The organism is Nocardia sp. NPDC051756 (assembly GCF_040681495.1).
In the GTDB taxonomy this organism is placed as follows: domain Bacteria; phylum Actinomycetota; class Actinomycetes; order Mycobacteriales; family Mycobacteriaceae; genus Nocardia.
Genome location: NZ_JBFAYV010000006.1, coordinates 343,946 through 366,018, shown reverse-complemented (window position 1 = coordinate 366,018; position 22,073 = coordinate 343,946). Strand labels below are relative to the sequence as shown.

Here is a 22,073-nt window from a genome sequence, read left to right as displayed (position 1 = left end):
CCGGCCATGAACACCGTGCTGACCATGCGAGGCATCGTCAAGGACTTCCCCGGCGTGCGCGCACTCGATCAGGTCGACCTCGACGTCCGCGCCGGCGAGGTGCACTGCCTGCTCGGCCAGAACGGCGCGGGCAAGTCCACCTTGATCAAGGTGCTCGCCGGTGCGCACCAACCGGATTCGGGCGAACTGAGCTGGCTCGGAAAGCCGGTGCGGCTGGCCAATCCGCTGGCGGCGACCCGGCTCGGCATCGCGACGATCTATCAGGAATTGGACCTGTGCGACGGCCTCGACATCGCCGAGAACATCTTCCTCGGCCACGAGAAGTCCCGCGCCGGTTTCACCCGCCGCGGATCGACCGCGCGGGCCGCGACCGCGTTGCTCGAGCGCCTCGGCCACGGGGAGTTGCGGCCCGAGACGATCGTCGCCACGCTGCCCGCGGCCGCCAAACAGGTGGTCAGCATGGCCCGGGCGCTGTCGCACGACGCGCGGCTCATCGTGATGGACGAACCGTCGGCCGCGCTCGGAAATGACGAGGTGGCCAATCTGTTTCGCATCATCGATCAGTTGCGCGCGGAAGGTGTTGCCGTCGTGTACATCTCGCATCGGCTCGACGAGATCCGCACCATCGGCGACCGGATCACCGTGCTCAAGGACGGCCGCACCGTCGCCGCCGGGCTGCCCGCCCGCACCACCGGCACCGAGCAGGTCGTCTCGCTCATGACCGGCAACCAGGCCGAAGCGGTTCTGGCGCACCATGAGCCGCGCGCGGAGAACACCGCCGAGGTGCTCGAAGTAGCCGGGCTCGGTCTGGCCGGCCGGTTCCAGGACATCTCGTTGACTGTGCAGGCCGGCGAGATCGTCGGCCTCGCCGGGCTGGTCGGGGCGGGGCGATCCGAGGTGCTGGAGACGATCTACGGTGCGCGACGTGCCTCGGCGGGGCAGGTCCGCGTCGATGGTCGCCGGGTACGGCTCGGCAGTACCAGCGCCGCCGTCGCCGCCGGCATGGGTCTGGCGCCCGAGGAACGCAAGTTTCAAGGACTGTTTCTGCTGGAATCGTTGGGCCGCAACATCTCCGCCGCCTCGATGCCGCGCTACTCCCGGTTCGGCTGGTTCGATCGACGCAGAGCACGCGCCGATACCGGCAACGTGCTGGCCCGCGTCGGCATCCGCCCGGCCGACCCCGACTACCCCGTGCGCGGCCTGTCCGGCGGGAACCAGCAGAAGGCCGTCCTGGCCCGCTGGCTGCTGGAGGACTGCCGGGTGCTGCTGCTCGACGAACCGACCCGCGGCGTCGACGTCGGTGCCCGCGCCGAGGTGTACGCGCAGATCAGGGGTCTGGCTGAGCGCGGCGTGGCGGTGCTGATGGTCTCCAGCGACCTGCCGGAACTGCTCGGGCTGGCCGACCGGGTGCTCGTCCTGCGCGATGGCGAGATCATCCACACCGCGGCCGCGGCCGACCTCACCGAACCCGACATCATCGCGATGATCATGGAAGGGAGTGCGCTGTGAGCGAATCCGAGATACAGCGTGCCGGAACCGAACAGGGCGGTGACCCGATCCGCCGGACGACCGCGGTGCGCACGAAAGCGAAAACATCGGCGGCGGACGGTGATCCGCCGCCACGCCGCAAGACCGGAGGCAGCGAGCTACGCAAACACCTGACGCTGATCGTCGCGCTGCTCGCGCTGCTGATCGTCGGCGCGCTGACCAAGGGCGAGGACTTCCTCAGCGCCGGCAACATGATCACCATCCTGACCCTGGCCTCGGTGATCGGCGTGGTGACCGTCGGGATGACGTTCGTGATCATCGGCGGCGGCATCGACCTGTCCGTCGGCGCGATCATCGCGCTGGCGTCGGTCTGGTGCACCACCACCGCCACCCAGTCCTACGGCGTGGGCGGCATGGTGCTCAGCGCGCTGCTCGTCGGCCTGTGCTGCGGCCTGCTGAACGGGGCGCTCATCGCCTACGGCCGACTGGTGCCCTTCATCGTCACGCTCGCCATGATGGTCGCCGCGCGCGGGCTGGCCGAGCAGATCTCCGGGCGGCAATCCCAGCTCGTCACCACCGATCTGCTCGCCCTCGCGCAGAATCGGGTGCTCGGCATCCCGCTGCTGGTCTACCTGTTCGTCGTGGTGGTCGCGGTCGGCTGGATCGTGTTGGAGCGCAACACCTTCGGCCGGCGCAGCGCGGCCGTCGGCGGCAATCCCGAGGCGGCCCGGCTGGCGGGTATCGACGTGCGCCGCCACACGCTGCTCCTGTACGCGGTGTCGGGGCTGTGCTGCGGCATCGCCGCGATCATGCTCACCGCGCAGACCACCACCGGCACCAGCACCAACGGCCAGCTCTACGAGTTGGACGCGATCGCCGCGGTGGTCATCGGCGGAACGCTGCTCAGCGGCGGATTCGGCACGATCACCGGGTCGATCCTCGGGGTACTCGTGTTCACCGTGATCGAGGATCTGTTCATTCTCAACAACCTCGAGCAACCCATCCAGGCCATCGGCAAGGGCGCCATCATCGTGGCCGTCCTGCTGTTCCAGCGCTTCGGCCGCGCCCGCGCGGTCCCCACCCTCACCTGATATCACGCATCAAGGAACACCATGAGTAAGACAGTCTCCCTCCCTCGCCGCGGCATCCTCCTGTCCGGCCTCGCCGCCGGCGCGGGCGTGCTCGCCGCCGCCTGCACCTCCAACGACACCACGGCCGGTACCCAGGTCGCCGGTAGTACCGGGGACAACTCCGCCGCCGGACAGCAAGTGCGCGTCGGCTTTTCCGCGCCCGCCGCCGATCACGGCTGGACCGCGGCGATCACCCGCAACGCGCGGGCGCAGGCGGAGAAGTTCGGCGATCTGACCCTGAACGTCACCGAGGGCACCAACGACGTCAGCCGCCAGATCGAGCAGGTGCAGACGATGATCAACCAGAAGGCCGACGTGCTGGTGATCCTGCCGTTCGACGGCAACGCGCTCACCGAGATCGCGAAAAACGCGATGAACGCGGGCATTCCGGTGATCAACCTCGATCGCGTCTTCGCCTCCGCGCTGGCCTACCGGACCTGGATCGGTGGCGACAACTACGGAATGGGCGTCAACGCGGGCAATTTCATCGTCCGCAAGATGAAGGACGCCGGGATCGGCGATCCGGTGATCGTCGAGGTCGCCGGGATCGACAACCTCCAGCTCACCCAGGAACGCAGCCGTGGGTTCCACGATGCCGTCACCGCGGCCGGATTCCGCATCACCGCAAGGCAATCCACCGACTTCACCGCGGCTGGCGGTCAGCAGGTGGCCAGCCAGATGTTGCAGGCGACGAAGAAGATCGACGCGATGTGGAACCACGACGACGACCAGGGCATCGGTGTGCTGGCCGCGATCAAGCAGGCCAACCGATCCGGCGAGTTCGTCATGGTCGGCGGGGGCGGCTCGGCGCAGGCCATGAAGGAGATCCAGACCGGCAACTCGCCGCTGCAAGCCACCGTGCTCTACAGCCCGGCGATGGCGTCCTCGGCGGTCGCGCTGGCCCGGTTGCTCGGACAGCGCCGGGCGCTCGGCGATCTCGCCGAACACGATGTGCCCGCGAAGATCACGACCTTCTCGGCGGTGGTCACCAAGGACAACGCCGACCAGTACTTGGCGAACGGCTATTAACCCGATCGGAGTCCAATGACCTCGACAGACCGCCGCACCCTCGGCATCGGCATGGTCGGCCACGCCTTCATGGGGCGCGCTCATTCGCAGGCCTGGCGCAGTGTGGACGCGTTTTTCGATCTGCCGTGGCGGCCGGTGCCGGTGGTGCTCGCGGGCCGCGACATCGACCGGGCGACGGTCGCCGCCGGCCGGCTCGGCTGGGCGAGCGCCGTCGGTGAGTGGAAGCAGTTGCTCGATCGCGACGACGTCCATCTGATCGACATCTGCACGCCGGGCGACAGTCACGCCGAAATCGCTATCGCCGCACTGCAAGCGGGCAAGCACGTGCTGTGTGAGAAACCGCTGGCCAACACCGTGGCCGAGGCGGAGTCGATGGCCGCCGCGGCCGAGCAAGCCGCCCTGCGCGGGGTGCGGTCGATGGTGGGCTTCAGTTACCGGCGGGTGCCCGCGCTGGCGTTGGCGCGAAATCTGGTGGCGCAGGGGCGGATCGGCACCGTGCGGCATGTGCGGGCGCTGTATCTGCAGGATTGGCTTGCCGATCCGGATGCTCCGCTGAGCTGGCGGCTGGATCGGCGGCGGGCCGGGTCCGGGGCGCTCGGCGACATCGGCGCGCACATCATCGATGCCACGCAGTTCGTCACCGGGGAGTCGTTGACGGGGGTGTCGGCATTGCTGGACACGTTCGTCACCGAACGCCCGCTGCCGGACGGCGTGGGCAGCGGTCAGGTCACGGTCGATGATGCCGCCTTGTTCCTCGGCCGGCTCTCCGGCGGCGGACTCGCCTCCTTCGAGGCGACCAGGGTCGCCGCCGGGCGCAAGAACTCACTTCGCCTGGAGCTGAACGGAACCCACGGCAGCCTGGCCTTCGACCTCGAATCGATGAACGAGCTGTGGTTCCACGATCACACCGAGGATCCGGAGACCGCCGGTTTCCGCCGCATCCTGGTGACCGAACCGCAGCACCCCTACACCGAGGCCTGGTGGCCGCCCGGGCACGGGCTCGGCTACGACCACACCTTCACCAATCAGGTCGCCGACCTGGTGATCGCGGTCGCGGCGGGCAAAGATCCGAGTCCCAGCTTCGCCGACGGGCTCGCGGTGCAGCGGGTGCTGGCCGCGGTCGAGTCGAGCGCGGCCGACGACGGGCGCTGGACCGCTATCGCAGGAGGACAACCATGAGACCGATCACGCTGTTCACCGGGCAGTGGGCGGATCTACCGTTCGAAGAGGTATGCCGGCTGGCCGCCGAATGGGGCTATGACGGACTCGAGATCGCCTGTTCCGGCGATCATTTCGAGGTGGACAAGGCGCTCACCGATCCCGGCTACACGAAACGCAAGCAGGAGACGCTCGAACGCCACGGACTACAGGTGTTCGCGCTGTCGAACCACCTTGTCGGTCAGGCCGTCTGCGATCATCCGATCGACGAGCGGCACAAGGCGATTGTGCCGCAACGCATCTGGGGTGACGGCGAACCGGAAGGCGTGCGCCGGCGTGCCGCGGCCGAGATGGCCGATACCGCACGCGCGGCCGCCCAACTCGGCGTCGACACGATCGTCGGCTTCACCGGCTCGAGCATCTGGCACACCGTCGCGATGTTCCCGCCGGTCCCGGCGGCGGCCATCGAACGCGGCTACCAGGACTTCGCCGACCGCTGGCACCCGATCCTCGACGTGTTCGACGCCGAAGGCGTCCGCTTCGCCCACGAGGTACACCCCAGCGAGATCGCCTACGACTACTGGACCACCGTCCGCGCCCTCGCCGCCATCGACCACCGCCCCGCCTTCGGCTTGAACTGGGACCCTTCGCATTTCATCTGGCAGGACCTGGACCCGGTCACCTTCATCCTCGACTTCGCCGACCGCATCTACCACGTCGACTGCAAGGACACGAAGGTCCGCTGCGGCGACGGCCGCCGCGGCCGCCTCTCCTCCCACCTTCCCTGGGCCGACCTGCGCCGCGGCTGGGACTTCGTCTCCACCGGCCGCGGCGACGTCCCCTGGGAGGACTGCTTCCGCGCCCTCAACGCCATCCGCTACACCGGCCCCATCTCCATCGAGTGGGAGGACGCGGGCATGGACCGCCTGGCGGGCGCGCCGGAAGCCCTCACCTTCATCCGCGGCCTCAACACCATCACTCCACCGACCGCCTCCTTCGACGCAGCGTTCAGCACCGATCGGTGAGCGCTGTCGACGGTCCAATTCTGTTGGACGCCAACCGAATTCAATGCAGGAACGCCGCGCCGACCACAGTCGGCGCGGCGTGGCAAGCATGCGGCCCGCATAAGCATTAAGTACGCCAGGCCAATCGCCCCGCTATCCTGGAGTGACGGCGACTTTCGCCATTCCCGAATATGTACCTTCAGGAATAGCGGTCGCTTCGCACGATTCGAGCTTCACGCCTTTGACCGTGCCGGTGGCCTTGACCTCGTCCTTATCCTTGTCTGTGCTGTTCGAGTAAAGCTTCCCGGTGACCTCTACCTTGGCCGGCTTTCCGCCGGGCGGAACGGTCAAAGTGAATTTGGTATCGGAAGCCGACTCCGCGTCGTCATCTTTCGCATTGGCGGTTCCGGTGAACTCACAGCCGTCATCGGTCTCCTTGGCCGAGATCGACTTCGTCTTGGCCTCGGCCTTCGTCGCATTTTCGTCCTTCTTGCAACGCGAGTCCTGGCCGGACTTCACTTCCACGTCCGCCATGTCCACACTCAGGGTGTAGCCGCCGTTATCGCCCTTGGCCAACTTCACTTTTCCCTGCACACCCTCACAGGTGTACGGGCCGGTCTCGTCGGCCGCTGTCGAACTAGGGGCGGCGAGGATTCCGTAACCCAGTGCGGACACACTCAGAAGTCCCGTTGCCAACAGCACCCCCGCGCGGGCACCCTTGCGCCCACGACCCGGCCCGGTCATCGGTTGCACGTCTTCTCGATTGATCTCCACTGCAATCCTTCCATCGTTCATATCGCCAGACGGCAATGCGAAGCGGGACAAATCCCCAGAAATTGCCGTGACCCGGATAAAGCAGACGAACCGATCGCACCCGAGCGCTGCCATCCGGAATGACCGATACGTCGGGCTCCCGCAGGCAGTCCGCCGCTCTGGCGGATCAGTTCCGGTCGGCAGCAACCGATCCACAGCATCTTCGTTGCCGGCATGGATCGGGATGGGTCCGCGCAGGGCAACAACTTCTTCGCGAAGTTCATCGCCGGCCCGAGCCATCCATCTATCGCACGGCAACGAATGCGAAGTGGACGAGAGCGCGCCCCAGCCGAGCCGAGAACCGCTGGGGTGGGGGCGGATTCAGAACAGCGGAGGTCGCGGTCGGCATGTCATTCGGACTATTGGATAGATCGGTGCGCAAGACCTGGCAGGTCAAGGGCGGGAATATCCTGCCGCGGCTGGCGGTGACGATGGTTCGGCATCGGCGCCGGGTGTTCGCGGGATGGCTAATCGCAGTGACGGTCGGATTGCTCGGCCTCCCGCACCTGCTCAGTTCGCTCGCAGCTCCCACCATCGAAGTGTCCGGCTCCGAATCCCAGCAGGTGAGTCGTCTGCTGGCGGAACGCCTGCCGACGATCGGCAACGAACAGATGATCGCGGTGCTCCACTCGTCAGCGCATCGGACGACGGACCCGGAGTTCCGGAAAGCAGTCAGCGCCAGCATGTCTGCGCTCGGGGACGAGAAGGGCGTCTCCGGTGTGCTGCTGCTGCCCGTCGCGGGTGACCCCGACCGCCGCTACGTTTCAGCCGAGGTGCTCGAACCGTTCCGCCCCTTGCTTCATGACGAGCACGCGGCCTATCTCCTGGTCGGAGCGTCCGGGGACGATCGGCAGCGCCAGGAACGCGCTCCCTCGCTACAGACGGCGGCAGACCGGGCCGCCCAAGCCGTGTCAGACGGCACGATTCAAGCAGCAGTGCTCGGGATATCGGGCTTCGGTCACATCGTTCAGGAGGTAGCGATCACCGATCTCATGCGGATCGAGCTGATCGCCGTTCCGCTCGCGATCGCGGTGCTGTGGTGGGGTCTGCGCACGCCAGTGGCGGCGATGGTGCCGGTCGGCATCGCGGGCGTCTCGATTGCCGTCACCGCCGGCCTGTTCTCGCTGATGACGGGGTTCTTGACGATCGACGGCACGCTGTTGATCGGTATCAACGCAACCGGATTGGGCATCGGGATCGACTACGCCCTGTTCGTCATGAACAGATACCGCGAGGAGCTCGCGGCCGGAGCCGAACCGGAACATGCCGTCGCCACCGCGATGGCCACTACTGGACGCACGGTGTTGTATTCGGGGTTGATTCTCCTGCTGGCGGTGGTCAGCCTGTTCATGGTTCGCTGGCACATCTTTTCGCAGATCGCGATCGGCACGATGGTGGCGATCATTGTCGCCTCGCTGGCCTCGGTCACCTTGCTTGCTCCCGTTCTGGTGACGGTGACCGAACAGTTGGGGCAGCGGACGCGATGGATTCCACGCAAGGACACCGCGGTCGTGGCGCGCGGGCGACTGGCTCGCTGGACCGAGCATCTGATGCGCAATCCCTGGCCGTACGCGGTGGGCATCACAATCGCCCTGCTGTGCGCGGCGATCCCCGCCGCCGACATGTCGATCGGCATGGATATCGAACGGCGTGCCCTGGCCGACACCCCCTATCTCGCCGGCCTCACCATCGCAGAGCGCGAAGTGCCCGGCGGGTCCGGCATCGCGGCCGTCGTTGTACAACGACCCGCGGGCAACGCCGAAATGAGTATCCAGCCACTGGAGGACGCACTGCGCGCGGATCCCGACGTCGTCGCCTTGGCCCGGATCGATGACGGCGAAGGCCTGACTGCCCTGCTCCTCTTGCCGAAGCACCCCGTGTACTCACCGACGTTCGTAGAGTTGATGGAGCGAATCCACACCCGAATCGTCCCGGCGACAATCCCTTCCGGCGCCTCCGTGCTCGTCGGCGGACCCAGCGGCGTTGGTTATGACGTCTTGGTCGAGACCTCGATGAAGCTGTGGTGGGTAGTCGGTTGCGTGCTGATACTGCTGTTCGTCGCACTGGCCAGGGTACTCCGCAGCCTGCTCCTGCCGTTGAAGGCGATCGTCATGAGCCTGCTCGCCACCGGCGCGGCATACGGGTTGACCGTGCTGGCGTTTCAGCCCGGTGGACATGGACCACCGATCTGGCCGCAGGTGCCGCTGACCGTCTTCGTGCTGCTCTTCGCCCTGTCCACCGACTACGAGTTGTTCCTCGTGCGACGGATTCAGGAGGAATATCTGATCACCGGGAACAATCGACGTTCGGTCATCGTCGGCCTGCAGAGCACGGCCCGGCCGATATCGCTGGCCGCGGTGATCCTCGCGGTCGCGTACGGCAGCTTGGTGGTGTCGCGGATCAATTGTGTTCGGGAGTTCGGTTTCGCTATTGCGATCGCGCTGATCATCGATGCGACGCTCATCCGCCTCGTCCTGGTACCGGCACTGATGCAGATCATGGGGCGCTGGAACTGGTGGCTTCCGGGGTTCCGCCGAGTACTCGAATACCCAAGTCATGCATGAATATTCGTTCCGTCTCGGCCGAGAATTCCAGGCCGCCTCGACAAGGGAGCTCACCATGGTTTCTCGGCTGGACCTCGACCCGGCTCTTATGCCTCGGCATATAGCGTGCATACCCGACGGAAACGGGCGGTGGGCCCAGCGGCAAGGGCGAGTCCGGATCAACGGGCACAGCGTGGGCGCACGAGTGATCAGCGACGTTGTACTCGGTGCGGCCGACCTGGGCATCGAGTGGTTCACCATCTATGCGTTCTCGACCGAAAACTGGCAACGACCGGAGTCGGAGATCGCCTACCTCATGGGTTCGCTGGAACGGGCGATCTACCGGCGGATGGACGAGTTCATGCAACATAACGTGCGACTGCGCTGGATCGGAAGCCCGGACACGCGCATACCGTACAGCGTGCGCGAGGCGATCGATTACGCCCTCACGACGACCGCGAGCAACACCGGAATGACCTTCGCCATTGCGTTCAACTACGGCGGACGCACCGAAATCGTCGACGCGATCCGGAGGATGATCGAAGACGGTGTTGCCGGTTCGGACGTGAACGACACAATGATCAGCCGATACCTATACGCCCCCGACATGCCCGACCCGGACCTGCTCATACGCACATCCGGAGAAAGTCGGATCTCGAACTTCTTGCTCTGGCAGCTCGCCTACAGCGAACTGGTATTCAGCCCCGTACTGTGGCCGGAATTCACCGGAGATCATCTCGTGGACGCGATCCGCGAATATCAACGACGCAACCGACGCTTCGGCGGGCTCGACGCCGGTATGTCGCCCGGACACACACCGCCCACCTTGCGCGAGGGTTTCGACACCGAGCTGACGTATGCGCGGGCACCATCCATCTCGTTTTCTTGAGTACGGACAATCTGTTGGAGGAAATATGCCGGACACGGAGTACATGATCCCCCTCCTGCCCTTCGAAGCGAGATGCAATCCGCGATGGGAAGCCGCAGAAGCTCAGGTCCGAACTTGGTTGAACTTCCTGTATCCACATCGCTCGACAGCCGATGAGCACAGCTTTGCCGACAGCAGAACCGCAAAGCTCACCGGCTATTCCTTTCCGGATGCCGATCTCGATGATCTCGTCACCCTGACTGCCGCGACGGAGGCGCTTTTCGAGTGTGACGACCGGATCGCTTACGACGGACACTCTTCGATGGCGGACGCGCAGGGACATGCCTCTCGCCTGCAGTGCGTGCTCGAGACCGGGCAAGCAGACGTGTCGGACGGGCCCGATCTCATTGCGATGGCCGCTATCCTGCAACGGATCTACCCGAGACAATCGGAAAGCTGGAAGACCCGATTTCGCAAGCATATCTGGAGCAGCATCTTCGCCACAGCTGCCGAGTTCGAGAACCGATCCGAAGACCGAGTCCCCGGAGTTCGAGAGTACATCGCCATTCGCCGCGAAACCATCGGCGTCATTACCGCACTCGACCTGGCAGAATTTTCCGGCCACTACGAGCTGCCCGAAACGCTTTACCACAATCCACAGCTCAATCGATTGCGCCACAGCTGCATCGACACGGTCGCATGGATGAACGACATCTACTCGTACCACCGTGAGGAAGCGGCCGGAGAGATCAACCTGGTGCACGTCTTGCGGACCGAGAACGAGACCTCGCTCGTCCGGACCTTCGAGGCGATATACGGAATGATCGAGTCGCGGATCTCCTATTTTGTCGATGCCGAGCGAACATTGCGAACGAGCGATACCTACCACGCGATGGCAGAAACAGACCGTGCAGGTGTCGCCGCCTCGGTGGAAGCGATGAAGAATGCCATGGTCGGCGGCCGGCAGTGGCAGGCCGAAGTGTCCCGGTACGCCCTGACCCGAACTGGCGCGTGATACTCACGATCAACCGGTACGTGGTCGGGCGCAGGGCAAGTCGGCTGACCGTTCAGCCCGGCGTGATCTGTCCCCGACGCGACAGCAGAGACTGGCCCACGACGAGTGCGCCGAGGATGAGTACGGTGCTGCCGACCATCCGGAGGGCGAGGTCCGCGCCCGAGATGAACGCTGTGACAACGTCGTTGGTGCGATCAGGGGTGGCGGCGAGGGCTTGGGCCACGGTATGCGGGTCGTGGGTGGTCCGGATGTCCGTGGGCAGGGCGGCGATGAAACGGGCGGTGAGGATCGTGCTGATGACGGCGACGCCCAGGGCGCTGCCGAATTCGCGCGTGGTGGCCTGCAAGCCGGCGCCGACGCCGGCTTGGGCGTGCGGTAGCGAGCCGGATATCGCACCGGACAGGGTCGGAAGGGCCAGGGTCACACCGATTCCGGTGACGATGAGCCAGGCGGCGTACTGGACATAGGGCGTCTGCGCGTTGCTGGTGGACAGTCCGAGCAGTCCGCCGCCGACGAACCCGAAGGCCGAGGCGATGGTGGCGTCGATGCCGATGCGCTGGGACAGGCGGCCGACGTGGCGGGCGCCGAGGATGATCGGGATGGTCAGCGGGATGATGCCGAGGCCGGTGCGCAGGACGCTGAACCCCTTGCCGTACTGCAGGAACGACGCGTTGACGTAGAACAGCGCGAACATGCCGAAGAAGATCGCGGTCATGCCGAGGCAGGCGCTGCGCAGGCCGGGGACCTTGAACAGGCGCGGATCGAGCAGCGGGTGTTCGACTTTCAGCTCGACCACCGTCCACACCGCGAACAACACCGCGGCACACACGAACCCGCCGACGACGACCGGACTCCCCCAACCCGACTCCGGCCCTTGGACGATGCCGAGCAGCAACGCCACCGACGCCGCGACGAACAACACCGCGCCGGGCAGGTCGAGCGCGCGTTCGTGCCGCGGCGACACCGGCGCGATCCGCCCGACCAAGACCACCAGAACCAGCGAAATCGGCACGGCGGCAATGAACAACCACCGCCACGACCCGCCCGAGAGAATCGCGCCGCCACCGACATTGCCGACGACGCCGCCGATGCCGGTCATCGACGCCCAGGCCGCGATCGTCGCGGCCTTGCGTTCGGCCGGAACCGCATGCAGCAGCACCGCAAGCGTATTCGGCAGCACGGCGGCCGCACCCACCCCGGTGATCGCGCGACTGACCAGCAGCACAGCAACATTCGGCGCGACCGCCGACAGCAGCGCCCCCACCGCGAACAGGCCGAGACCGGCCAGGAGAACTCCCTTGCGCCCGAAGCGATCTCCCGCGGCACCGCCGGGGATCACCAGGCAGGCGAAGAAGATGACGTAGGTGTCGACGATCCATACGAGCGTCGACGCGGACGGGTGCAGTCCGCTCGCGGCGAGCATCGGTACCGCGAGATTGATCGCGGCGACCATCCCGACGACGACCACGACGCAGGCGCACATGACGGCCAGCAGGCCGCGTGGGGTGTCCGGCCGGGGTGGGCGCTCCGGCGAGGTCGGCGGACGGTCACGGGTCGAGACATTGAATGGCATGGTCACGACGTTATGAATTCGACGGATTCCGTGCCACGCAACTTCGACAATAGTGACTTGCGTAAGATGCAACTATGTCCGACCAGCTCGACCTGAACCTTCTTCGCGTGTTCGACGCGCTACTCCAAGACGGCAGCGTCACCGCGGCATCCGAGCGCCTGCACCTGTCCATCCCGGCGACCAGCCGGGCCTTGGGCCGATTGCGGCGCGCGATGCACGATCCGATCCTGGTCCGGGCCGGCCGCGGAATGGCGCCGACCCCATTCGCGCTGCGCACCGCCCCACGCGTGCGCTCACTGCTCGACGAAGCCTCGGCTCTGATCAGCGCCGACCGCGAGATCAGCATCGCCGAACTGAAGCGCACCTTCACGATTCGCATCAACGACGGCGTGGCCGTGACGCTTTCCGCGGCGGCTGCCGAAGCCACGGCCGCGGTCGCCCCCGGCGTGACGCTGCGGTTCGTCGCGGAAGGCAGCGAGAGCATCGAAGCGCTGCGCGACGGTTCGGTCGACCTCGACATCGGCGCCACCGACGTCACCACGCCCGACATCCGCGACGCGCTGCTCTACCGCGAACGCATCGTCGGCATAGTCCGCGCGGACAGCCCGCTGGGTAAACGCCGCCGCCCGACGTTGTCGCAGCTGTGCGAGTATCCGCATGTCTCGGCCTCCCGCCGCGGTCGCGCGCGCGGCCCGCTCGACGACGTGCTCGACGCCGCGGGCCTGCACCGTCGCGTCGCCGCCGTCGTGCCGACCTCCGCCGTCGCGGCGCTGCTGGTCTCCACGAGCAACTACGTCGGGCTGGCCCCGCAGCGCCTGGCCGAGCAGTACGGCGAGGCGCTCGGCATCCGCTGGTTCCCCATCGCCGGCCTGCCGGACATCGAGGTCCGGCTGCTCTGGCACGCCCGGCTCGACGCCGACCCGGCCCAGCGCTGGTTACGCGAGACGATTCGCGACGCGCTCAGCTAGTCGCGTCGGCGGGTTCGAGCTGTGACAGGTTGCCGAACACCGCGACCGCGACGGCCCCGCCGATGGCGAGCACGAAGCCCAGGCCCGCCAGCCACGCCATGCCTGGCCGCGAGGTGTCGCCGAGCACCAGCACTCCGACGATCCCCGGAATGACCGTCTCACCGACCACCAATGCCGCCGTCGCCCCGTTCACCGAACCCAGTTGCAGCGCAACGGTATGCAGGTAGAACCCGCCGATGCCGGCGATCGCGATCGTCCACGCGGCCGGGTCGGCGAGCAGGGTGGCCACGTTCAGCGGATCGATCCCCTGCACGATCCGCACCGCAATCGCCAACGCCCCGAACAACATTCCCGCCGCCAGCCCCGCGGCCACCGCACCCCGCGAACCCAGCCGGCGCACGACCAGCTGACTGCCGGCGAACAACACCACCGACGCGATCAGCACGCCCCAGTGCATCACCGGATTGTCGCTACCGCCGCCCTCATGCCCCGCGGCCGCGCCGAGCGCGGCCAGCGCGAGAATCACCGTGCAGATCGCCACCCAGTCGCGCGCATGCAACCGGATGCCGAGCACGAAGATCCCCAGCACCGCGGTGATGATCAGATTCGCGCTCATGATCGTTTGCGACAGAAACAGCGGAATCAACCGCGCCGACACCGCGTTCCCGGCGAACCCCACCACATCGAGCACGCTGCCGACGATGAACCACACGGTCAGCACCGCCGCGACCGTGGACGCCACCGTCGGCGCGCCGGTCTCGGTCAACTGCCCACCCACACCCTGCGCCGCCGCCGCGGCGGCCGACCGACGCGCCGCATACGCCTGCAAAACCGACGCCACCCCGTACCCGGCACACGCGAGGAACGCCGCCAACAGACCGATCAGCACGCGACTACCCCCATCAACACCGAACTCACCGTTTTAGTCACGACCGAAGATAACTCTCGCCGACGCCCGCGCCCCCGACCGGCACCGATCCGACGCCGAGCCAGTAGCGAACATCACCTCCGGCCGCGAGTTCGAGAATAAGTGGACGGATTGACCGCTTAAGTCGTAGTCTTCAGGCAGTTGGAAGTGGACATAATGTCCGCTTGATTCGGAGGTTTACGAGATGCCCACCACGGTCGGTACGACTCCCCTTGCCCGCGAACACTTTCCGGCCGCTCGCCGGTGGGCGTACCTCAATCACGCCGGGATCTGCCCGATGCCCCAGCCATCGGTGGACGCGCTGCATCGGCGCGCGACCGAGGTTTCGCTGGACGGCGAGTTCACCTATGCGGCGCACAGCGCCGAGATCGAACGGGTGCGCGCGTCCGCTGCCCGGCTCATGGGCGTGCCGACCAGCGATGTCGCGTTCGTCAAGAACACCACGACCGGCCTCGGAATGATCGCCAACGGCCTCGACTGGTCCCCCGGCGACCGGGTGGTCGTGCCGGATCTGGAGTTCCCGTCGACGCTCTACCCGTGGCTGGCGTTGGCGGATCGGGGCGTGATCGTCGACCGCGTGCAGCCTGAAGCCCCGAGCGGTCGACTGACCGTCGAGGCGTTCGTCGATCGAATCCAGGCCGGGCCGCCGCCGAAGCTGGTCGTCACCAGCTGGGTGCAGTTCGGTCGCGGCTGGCGCGTGGATCTCGCGGAGCTGGGCCGCGCGTGCCGCGAGGCCGGAGCCCTGTTGTGCGCGGACGTGATTCAAGGCCTCGGCGCGATCCCCGCCGAATTGGCCGACTGGGGCGTCGATTTCGCCATGGCCGACGGCCACAAGTGGCTGCTCGGCCCGGAAGGCAGCGGCATCCTGTATGTGCGCGGCTCCCGGCTGGAATTGCTGCGTCCGTTGGAACCCGGCTGGAACTCGGTCGCGCACCGCGAGGAATGGGACAACCTCGAGCTGGTATTCGACGACACCGCACGACGTTTGGAAGGCGGGATGCCGAACGTCACCGGCATCGCCGCACTCGGTTCATCGATCGATCTGTTGCTCGAGGCAGGCGTCCCGGCGATCTGGTCGCACATCGACCGCCTCTGCGATCGGATCTGCGCGGGGCTCACCTCGATCGGGGCGACCGTGCTGTCGGACCGCTCGGCCGAGGGCCGTTCCGGGATCGTCGCGGTACACCTCGACGGCCCGCCGATCCCCTTGCTCGCCAAGCAGTTACAGGCCGAGGGCATCGCGGTCTCCGCCCGCGCCGGCGGGCTGCGCGTCTCACCGCACGGCTACAACAACGACGCGGACATCGATCGGCTGATCGACACGGTGGCGACGCTGATCCACACCTGAAACCGCACAGCCGAGGACGCCGGGTGCCGCATACTCGTGACTATCGACCCGTAGGAGTCCCAATGGATCTCGCGGCACCCCTCTGCGTCATCGGCGCGGGCCAGAGCGGCATCCTGACCGCCGCGAAGCTGCGCGACCTCGGGTTCGAGAACATCGACGTGCTCGAGGCCGGCCCGCAACTCGGCGGTTACTGCCAGACCGTCGAGGTCGACGGCGACATCTTCGATTTCCAGTCACACCTGGTCATCCAGCAGTCCTTCGGCGCGGACATCGCGGGCACGGCCATCGACGAGTTGCTGCGCAATCATCCGGTGCCGACGAGAACCGAGACGCTCTACTTCGTCGGCCGGTCCGAGTCCGGAAAACCGCAGCCGGCCGTGCCGCCGCATTTCCTGCCGCTGTTCCAGAGCATGACCCCGGAGCAGGCGATCGATCAGCTGGTCGAGGCCTGGCACATCATCGAGCGGGCGATGCGGGACCGGCACGCTCCCGGGCAGAGTGGGTTGGCCTTCGATCACGTCCCCGGCGAGACCTGGGAGTCCTACCGGGCACGTCATGCGCCGCTGGTCGGCGAGGCGCTGCAAGGGCTGGCGATCTACGCCAACATGCGCAGGCCGCGGCAGCCTGCCGAGACCATCATCAATATCAACGCGAACATCTCCGGGCACGTCTCGCAGCTGGCCAAGCTGGTTCTTTCACTCTATTCGACCGAGAAACAGGCGCTGCTCGCCCGAATGCCGCAGTCGCTGATCGCGCAGCTGAGTTCCCAACGCCCGGTCAGCCTGAGCTTCCAGGGAGGTTTCGTCAGTTTCCTGCGCCGGATTGCCGAGGACCACCGGCTCACCGTCACGGTCGACAGCAAGGTCACCGGCATCGAACCCGTTCCGCCGCAAGGGGTTCGAGTCACCTACACCGTGAACGGAGACCACCGCAGCGCGCTCTACTCCCGCGTGGTAGTGACCGCGCGACCCGCACAGATCCGAGAGATGTTCCCCGCGGGTGACATTCACGAACTGTTCGCCGAACGGAACTGCCCGCGCGCCTGGACGCGCAGCTACCTCATCCGCGTGCGCGAGGAACTCATCACCTTCCCTCGACGCTCGGATTCCGTTGAGCCCCTGGGCTTCTGGGTGATCGACCCGTACGGCAGCTACACCGACACCGATCCCGAGCAAGCCATGCACCGGATCACCGCCGCCAACAAGCAGAATCCGGGACCGTACTGGGTCTGCTTCAGCAACTCCGACACCTCGATCTCCGACGCGCAGGCCTGGTCGCTGGCCAAGGAAGGCCTGTTCCTCTTCGACGACCCCGAACTGGTCGCCGAGACGATCGCCGAGTGGCCCGCCTACCCGAGCGCGGCCGCGGTCCGCGACGGCTGGTTCGACCGGGTGGCCGACCTCCAGGGCCGGCACGGCATCTACTTCGTCGGCGAGATCCTCTCCGGCCCGACCGCCGAGTGCATCAGCTCGTTCGTTCGCGATGTGATCCCGCACTGGTTCGAGACCGGGCCCACAACCTAAGGGCAAACTCTCAGTTACTGTTGATTACAGTCAGGTATCCGGAGCTTGCCGGCCGAAGGCGGTGGATCGGTGACCAACAGTCGAGCGATGGTTCGTGCCTGGTGGCGATACCGGGTCGATTACCGCTGGCTGATCGAGACGCTCGAATCCCACTCCGCGCTCGGGGCGTTGAAGTTCATGGTCGGCGCGGGCGGCATCGTCCTCGGCTTCATCACGATGATGGCCTTGATCTCGCATGCCGGACAGCCCGGACCGGCCGGGCACGCGCAGGCGGTGATCGTGATCGTGATGGCCGCGGTGTGGACCGTGCGCTGGTGGTCGTTGCCGTGGCCGAGCGAGCGCGAATCGCTGCTGTGGGTCGTCGCCGTCGACTTCGCCATCACCGCCAACAACGTGATGATCCAGGACCGGCTGCTGGGCGCGATGGGCTGCGTGCTGCTGGTGACGACCGGCGGCTACATCACGATCTTCCACGGGCCGCCGATCCTGGCGCTGCACGTGGGCTGGTCCGTGCTGTCGATCTTCATGCTGTCGGCGATGATGGTGCTCGGCGTGCCGAGCGGCAACGGGCACGGGAAGGGGGACGTCGCGCTCGGCCTGGTGGTCGTGCTGGTGGTGATCGCGGTGACCGGGGTGGTGCTGCCGATCGTGCAGTTCTGTAGCTGGCTGCTGCGGGTGGACGCGCTCTCGGATCCGCTGACCAAACTGCTGAACCGCCGCGGCCTCGATTCGCACCTGCCGCGATTCTTCGGGCCGCGCCGCCGCGATCGGGTCTACGTGGTGACCCTCGACCTGGACCGATTCAAGACGGTCAACGACACCTTCGGTCACTCGTTCGGCGACCGGGTCCTGGTCCAGACCGCCGAACAGCTGCGGGCAGCGGCACCGCCGGATGCCATCGTCGTGCGCACCGGCGGCGAGGAGTTCATGGTCATCGGCCGTCTGCACGGCGCGCAGGTCGCGGCCGTCGCGGAACGCCTGCGGCACGCGGTCGAAACGATGCCCGGCCTGCCGAGCACGATCACCGCCAGCGTCGGCGCGGCGGAATTCGAGCCCGGCCCGAATCGCGAACCGCACCCGACGATCACGCCGCGCCTGTTGTTCCGCAGGTCGGATTCGGCCATGTATCGCGCAAAGCAATTGGGCGGCAACAACGTTGTGATCGCCGACCCGGAGGATGCGATCCCGTCCTTGCACGATCTGCGCCACCTATCGTGAACGAGTGCCCCCGATCGTTGATCCGCCCGGACCACGAGAAAGGTCCGGTCCCAACCGGTTTCTGCTCTGGCTGGTGATCAGCCAGCCCCGGCGAGTCATGCTCGGGGCGACGCTGGGCAGCCTCTGGATGGTGGCGCTGACGGTGCCGCCCTATCTGCTCTCGCGCGCTATCGATGACGGTCTGGCGAAGAACGACATGGCGGCGCTCACCGGTTGGGTGGCGGCGTTGTTCGGCATCGGCGTGCTGAACGCGGCGCTGAGTATTGCCCGCCATCGGACCATGTCGAAAATCCGGATGGAGGCGTCGTTTCAGACCGTGTCGGCCACCGTCGAGCATTGTGTTCGGCTCGGGGCCGACCTGTCGCGCCGGATCACCGCGGGCGAGATCGTGGCGATCGGCGGCGGTGATGTTCAGGTGATCGCTCAATCGCTGACCGTGACGGGGCCTGGTATCGGCGCCGCGGTCGGATACATCGTCGTGGCGGTCGTGATGTTTTCCATTTCGCCGCTGCTCGCGGTGGTGGTGCTGGCGGGCGTGCCGGTCCTGGCGCTCACCGTCGGGCCGCTGCTGCACCGGATCGAGCGGACCGGGGCCGGTCACCGGGAGCAGCAGGGCACGCTGACCACCCGGCTGGTCGATGTGTTCAACGGTCTTCAGGTGCTGAACGGTCTCGGTGGCAAATCCGTGTATGCGGGTCGCTACCACCGTGATTCGCAGGCTCTCGTCACGCAGGGGTACCGGGTCGGAGTCGTGACGAGCTGGGTGGACGCGCTCGCCAGAGGGCTGCCGGCGGCGTTCCTCGCGGTGGTCATCTGGCTGGGCGCGCGGATGGCGGCCGAAGGTTCGATCAGCGTCGGCGGCTTGGTCGCGGTGTACGGGTACACCGCGGTGTTGGTCGTTCCGGTGTCGTTCTTCATCGAGGGTGCGGGAGACATTGCCCGGGCCCGGGTTGCGGCCCGTCGGGTCACGCGGTTGCTGTCGATCTCGCCCGAGAACTCCGCGGATTCCGGGGCGGTCGATGCTCCGGCCACCGCATCGATGCTGCGGGATCCTGCCTCAGGCGTCGAAGTGTCGCCCGGGTTGTCGACCGCGCTGGTCGGCGATCGCCCGGCCGAGACCGCGGCGGTCATCGATCGGCTCGGCGGGTTCACCAAATCGGACGTCACGTGGGGTGATGTTCGCCTCGACGTCGTCTACCCCGGCCAGCTCAGAAGTCGAATCCTGGTCGCGGACCACGATGCCTATCTGTTCACCGGGAGCGTCCGAGACGTCGTCGCCGGCCGGCACGAGCCCGACGAAGCTCGGATACGCGATGCGTTGCACGTTGCGGTGGCAGCGGACGTGGTCGACGCGCTGTCCGACGGTCTCGCCTCGACGATCAATCCACGCGGTCGCAATCTGTCCGGCGGGCAACGCCAACGGCTTCGGCTGGCTCGTGCGGTCTACGCGGATCCCGAGATACTGCTGGCGGTCGAACCGACCTCGGCCGTGGACGCGCATACCGAGGCCGCGATCGCTGTTCGGTTACATGCCGCGCGACAGGGCCGGACGACGGTTGTCACCACCACCTCTCCCCTCGTCCTCGACCACGTGGACACCGTGAGCTACCTCGTCGACGGCGTCGTCGCGGCTACCGGAACCCACCACGATCTGCTTCGGACCGAGCCCGGTTACCGCGCCCTCGTCGCGCGTGGCACCGACGAGGGAGAGCACTGATGACGACCCCGTTGCCGGTCGCCGATGCCGCGCAGATCCGTCGTGCGGCGGCGAACGAGATCCGCGCGGACAGAACGGCATTCATTGCAGTCCTGGTGCTCAATGCGCTCGCGGTCGCCGCTGGTCTGGCCAGTCCGTGGCTGCTCGGCAAGATCATCGATGCCGTCGGTAGATCACCGACACACACGGTGGTCGGCACCGTGGACCGATTGGCGCTGGCCATCCTCGTCTGCACGGTCGCGCAGATCGTGCTCACCCGGTACGCGCGATACGTCGGTTACCGGTTCGGTGCGCGGGCCGCGGCACGTATTCGCGAACGGTTCCTCGGTCGTGTCCTCGCGCTGCCCGCCGCGGTCGTCGAACGGGTCTCCGGCGGCGACCTGATCGCGCGGGGCACCACCGACGCGCCGACCATCGCGGCGATGCTCCGGACCGCCGCGCCGGATGTTTTCGTCGCCGCCCTCCAGGGGGCGTTCATCATCGGCGCGGTGCTGGTTCTGCACCCGGTGCTCGGTTTGTCGAGTCTCAGCTGCCTGCTCGTCGGCACCGTTGTCCTGCGCTGGTATTTGCGCAGGTCCCGGGCGGCGTATCTGACCGAGGCGGCCAGCGGCTCGCAGCTCGCCGAACTCATCGCGACCAGCGCGGCCGGGGCGCGGACGATCGAGGCGCTCGGACTGGCGCAACGACACAGTGCGACAACGACTTCCGCGGTCGCTACCGCCCGCAGTGCTCGACTGGCCACCCTGCGGCTGCGCACGGTACTGTTTCCGACTCTCGACGTTTCGTACGTGCTCCCGCTGGTCGCGGTGCTGCTGATCGGCGGCGTACTGCACAGCCGAGGAGCCGTCAGCCTCGGCACCATCGTCGCGGCAGCGCTGTATCTGCGGCAACTGGTCGACCCGCTGGACACGGTCATGCTGTGGGTGGACGGCGTGCAGACTGCCGTCGCGTCCTACGCGAGATTGGAAGGTCTCGCGTCCGCGCCGACCGCGAAGCCGGCCGCCTCGGCGGAGCCCGCGGACAACCGGATCCACCTCGCCGACGTGCGGTACGCGTATGACCGCGGCGACGTGCTGCACGGCGTCGACCTCGACATCCGGCCGGGTGAGCGACTCGCTGTCGTCGGCACCTCCGGAGCCGGAAAGTCCACGCTCGCCAGGCTTCTCGCGGGGGTCGATGCCCCGCGAACCGGCACGGTGCACCTAGGCGGTGTGCCGATTTCGGAGCTGGATCCGGATCGCCTGCGCCACCACGTTGTCCTGGTCACGCAGGAACAGCACGTATTCAACGACACCGTTCGCGGAAACCTGCTCATCGCCAGGCCCGAGGCCACCGAGGCCCAGTTGCGCGACGCCCTCGCCGCGGTGGGTGCGGATTGGGCCGCGGACCTGCCGAATGGTATCGACACGACGCTGGAAGGCAACGGCCATCGCCTCGACGGCGCACAGGCGCAACAGCTTTCGCTGGCTCGCGTGGTTATCGCCGACCCGCACACCGTTGTACTCGACGAGGCGACCGCGCAGATGGACCCGACGTCCGCGCGCGACACCGAGCGAGCACTGGGCGTCGTCCTCGAAGGGCGCACGGTGATCGCGATCGCGCACCGGTTGCAGACGGCACACGATGCGGATCGGGTCGCCGTGATGGACGCCGGTCGGATCATCGAACTCGGTACCCACGACGACTTGGTCGCGCGCGACGGAACCTATGCGGCGCTATGGCGCTCCTGGCACGGATAGCCCCGAAACAT

General features: G+C 66.9%; 17 protein-coding genes. 14 read left to right on the top strand and 3 right to left on the bottom strand.

What is annotated here, in order from left to right; genetic code table 11:
• Positions 1–6: 6 nt before the first annotated feature.
• Genes AB0M22_RS27815 through AB0M22_RS27795 form a run of 5 tightly spaced genes read left to right on the top strand, consistent with a single transcriptional unit; the run spans position 7 to position 5,830 of the window.
• Positions 7–1,509, top strand: coding sequence for a sugar ABC transporter ATP-binding protein (locus AB0M22_RS27815; RefSeq protein WP_364732794.1), 1,503 nt, complete (start codon positions 7–9; stop codon positions 1,507–1,509).
• Positions 1,506–2,579 (top strand): ABC transporter permease, encoded by a 1,074-nt coding sequence (locus tag AB0M22_RS27810; RefSeq protein WP_364732791.1) that lies wholly within the window; start codon positions 1,506–1,508, stop codon positions 2,577–2,579. The genes AB0M22_RS27815 and AB0M22_RS27810 overlap by 4 nt, the downstream gene beginning before the upstream one ends.
• A 21-nt stretch (positions 2,580–2,600) precedes the next feature.
• Positions 2,601–3,647: a substrate-binding domain-containing protein gene (locus AB0M22_RS27805; RefSeq protein WP_364732788.1), complete on the top strand. Its 1,047-nt coding sequence runs from the start codon at positions 2,601–2,603 to the stop codon at positions 3,645–3,647.
• Between the two features lie 15 nt (positions 3,648–3,662).
• The gene (locus tag AB0M22_RS27800) at positions 3,663–4,826 is read left to right on the top strand and encodes a Gfo/Idh/MocA family oxidoreductase (protein WP_364732786.1); all 1,164 of its coding nucleotides are present in this window, start codon (positions 3,663–3,665) and stop codon (positions 4,824–4,826) included.
• On the top strand, positions 4,823–5,830 hold the full coding sequence (locus AB0M22_RS27795; protein WP_364732783.1) for a sugar phosphate isomerase/epimerase family protein: 1,008 nt from the start codon (positions 4,823–4,825) through the stop codon (positions 5,828–5,830). Before AB0M22_RS27800 ends, AB0M22_RS27795 begins: the two co-directional genes overlap by 4 nt.
• Positions 5,831–5,962: 132 nt before the next feature.
• Here AB0M22_RS27795 and AB0M22_RS27790 read toward each other — a convergent pair whose 3' ends face one another.
• On the bottom strand, positions 5,963–6,862 hold the full coding sequence (locus AB0M22_RS27790) for a hypothetical protein (protein ID WP_364732780.1): 900 nt from the start codon (positions 6,860–6,862) through the stop codon (positions 5,963–5,965).
• Positions 6,863–6,996: 134 nt separating this feature from the next.
• Between AB0M22_RS27790 and AB0M22_RS27785 the strand changes: the two genes are divergently transcribed.
• The 3 genes from AB0M22_RS27785 to AB0M22_RS27775 are packed head-to-tail and all read left to right on the top strand — an operon-like array spanning position 6,997 to position 11,048.
• Positions 6,997–9,186: an MMPL family transporter gene (locus AB0M22_RS27785; RefSeq protein ID WP_364732777.1), complete on the top strand. Its 2,190-nt coding sequence runs from the start codon at positions 6,997–6,999 to the stop codon at positions 9,184–9,186.
• Entirely contained in the window at positions 9,179–10,054 is an 876-nt protein-coding gene (gene uppS / locus AB0M22_RS27780) for a polyprenyl diphosphate synthase (RefSeq protein ID WP_364732774.1), read from the top strand. Before AB0M22_RS27785 ends, uppS begins: the two co-directional genes overlap by 8 nt.
• A gap of 25 nt (positions 10,055–10,079) precedes the next feature.
• Positions 10,080–11,048 carry a hypothetical protein gene (locus AB0M22_RS27775; protein ID WP_364732771.1) on the top strand — a complete coding sequence of 323 codons (969 nt, stop codon included), beginning with the start codon at positions 10,080–10,082 and terminating at the stop codon, positions 11,046–11,048.
• Between the two features lie 52 nt (positions 11,049–11,100).
• On the opposite strand, the gene AB0M22_RS27770 is transcribed toward AB0M22_RS27775, so the two are convergent.
• Positions 11,101–12,621 carry an MFS transporter gene (locus AB0M22_RS27770; RefSeq protein WP_364732768.1) on the bottom strand — a complete coding sequence of 507 codons (1,521 nt, stop codon included), beginning with the start codon at positions 12,619–12,621 and terminating at the stop codon, positions 11,101–11,103.
• Between the two features lie 74 nt (positions 12,622–12,695).
• Between AB0M22_RS27770 and AB0M22_RS27765 the strand changes: the two genes are divergently transcribed.
• Complete coding sequence (locus AB0M22_RS27765) at positions 12,696–13,589, top strand: LysR family transcriptional regulator (protein ID WP_364732766.1); 894 nt, start codon at positions 12,696–12,698, stop codon at positions 13,587–13,589.
• On the opposite strand, the gene AB0M22_RS27760 is transcribed toward AB0M22_RS27765, so the two are convergent.
• Complete coding sequence (locus tag AB0M22_RS27760) at positions 13,582–14,478, bottom strand: hypothetical protein (RefSeq protein WP_364732763.1); 897 nt, start codon at positions 14,476–14,478, stop codon at positions 13,582–13,584. The genes AB0M22_RS27765 and AB0M22_RS27760 overlap by 8 nt on opposite strands.
• Positions 14,479–14,701: 223 nt before the next feature.
• On the opposite strand from AB0M22_RS27760, the gene AB0M22_RS27755 reads away from it, so the two are divergent.
• The 5 genes from AB0M22_RS27755 (at position 14,702) to AB0M22_RS27735 (ending at position 22,062) form a co-directional block, all read left to right on the top strand.
• The gene (locus tag AB0M22_RS27755; RefSeq protein WP_364732760.1) at positions 14,702–15,865 is read left to right on the top strand and encodes an aminotransferase class V-fold PLP-dependent enzyme; all 1,164 of its coding nucleotides are present in this window, start codon (positions 14,702–14,704) and stop codon (positions 15,863–15,865) included.
• Positions 15,866–15,927: 62 nt separating this feature from the next.
• Positions 15,928–17,388 (top strand): FAD-dependent oxidoreductase, encoded by a 1,461-nt coding sequence (locus tag AB0M22_RS27750; protein WP_364732757.1) that lies wholly within the window; start codon positions 15,928–15,930, stop codon positions 17,386–17,388.
• A gap of 69 nt (positions 17,389–17,457) precedes the next feature.
• The gene (locus AB0M22_RS27745; RefSeq protein WP_364732754.1) at positions 17,458–18,606 is read left to right on the top strand and encodes a GGDEF domain-containing protein; all 1,149 of its coding nucleotides are present in this window, start codon (positions 17,458–17,460) and stop codon (positions 18,604–18,606) included.
• A gap of 4 nt (positions 18,607–18,610) precedes the next feature.
• Positions 18,611–20,323, top strand: a complete 1,713-nt coding sequence (locus AB0M22_RS27740) for an ABC transporter ATP-binding protein (protein ID WP_364732751.1) — start codon at positions 18,611–18,613, stop codon at positions 20,321–20,323.
• A complete protein-coding gene (locus tag AB0M22_RS27735) occupies positions 20,323–22,062 on the top strand; it encodes an ABC transporter ATP-binding protein (protein WP_364732749.1) in 1,740 nt (579 codons plus the stop codon). The genes AB0M22_RS27740 and AB0M22_RS27735 overlap by 1 nt, the downstream gene beginning before the upstream one ends.
• Positions 22,063–22,073 lie beyond the last annotated feature (11 nt).

Bases quoted from the DNA above. Each gene is read 5' to 3' on its own strand.
- AB0M22_RS27815 (WP_364732794.1), top strand. From the start codon at position 7: ATGAACACCGTGCTGACCATGCGAGGCATCGTCAAGGACTTCCCCGGC.
- AB0M22_RS27805 (WP_364732788.1), top strand. From the start codon at position 2,601: ATGAGTAAGACAGTCTCCCTCCCTCGCCGCGGCATCCTCCTGTCCGGC.
- AB0M22_RS27800 (WP_364732786.1), top strand. From the start codon at position 3,663: ATGACCTCGACAGACCGCCGCACCCTCGGCATCGGCATGGTCGGCCAC.
- AB0M22_RS27795 (WP_364732783.1), top strand. From the start codon at position 4,823: ATGAGACCGATCACGCTGTTCACCGGGCAGTGGGCGGATCTACCGTTC.
- AB0M22_RS27790 (WP_364732780.1), bottom strand. From the start codon at position 6,862: ATGGCTCGGGCCGGCGATGAACTTCGCGAAGAAGTTGTTGCCCTGCGC.
- uppS (WP_364732774.1), top strand. From the start codon at position 9,179: ATGCATGAATATTCGTTCCGTCTCGGCCGAGAATTCCAGGCCGCCTCG.
- AB0M22_RS27775 (WP_364732771.1), top strand. From the start codon at position 10,080: ATGCCGGACACGGAGTACATGATCCCCCTCCTGCCCTTCGAAGCGAGA.
- AB0M22_RS27770 (WP_364732768.1), bottom strand. From the start codon at position 12,621: ATGCCATTCAATGTCTCGACCCGTGACCGTCCGCCGACCTCGCCGGAG.
- AB0M22_RS27765 (WP_364732766.1), top strand. From the start codon at position 12,696: ATGTCCGACCAGCTCGACCTGAACCTTCTTCGCGTGTTCGACGCGCTA.
- AB0M22_RS27755 (WP_364732760.1), top strand. From the start codon at position 14,702: ATGCCCACCACGGTCGGTACGACTCCCCTTGCCCGCGAACACTTTCCG.
- AB0M22_RS27750 (WP_364732757.1), top strand. From the start codon at position 15,928: ATGGATCTCGCGGCACCCCTCTGCGTCATCGGCGCGGGCCAGAGCGGC.
- AB0M22_RS27735 (WP_364732749.1), top strand. From the start codon at position 20,323: ATGACGACCCCGTTGCCGGTCGCCGATGCCGCGCAGATCCGTCGTGCG.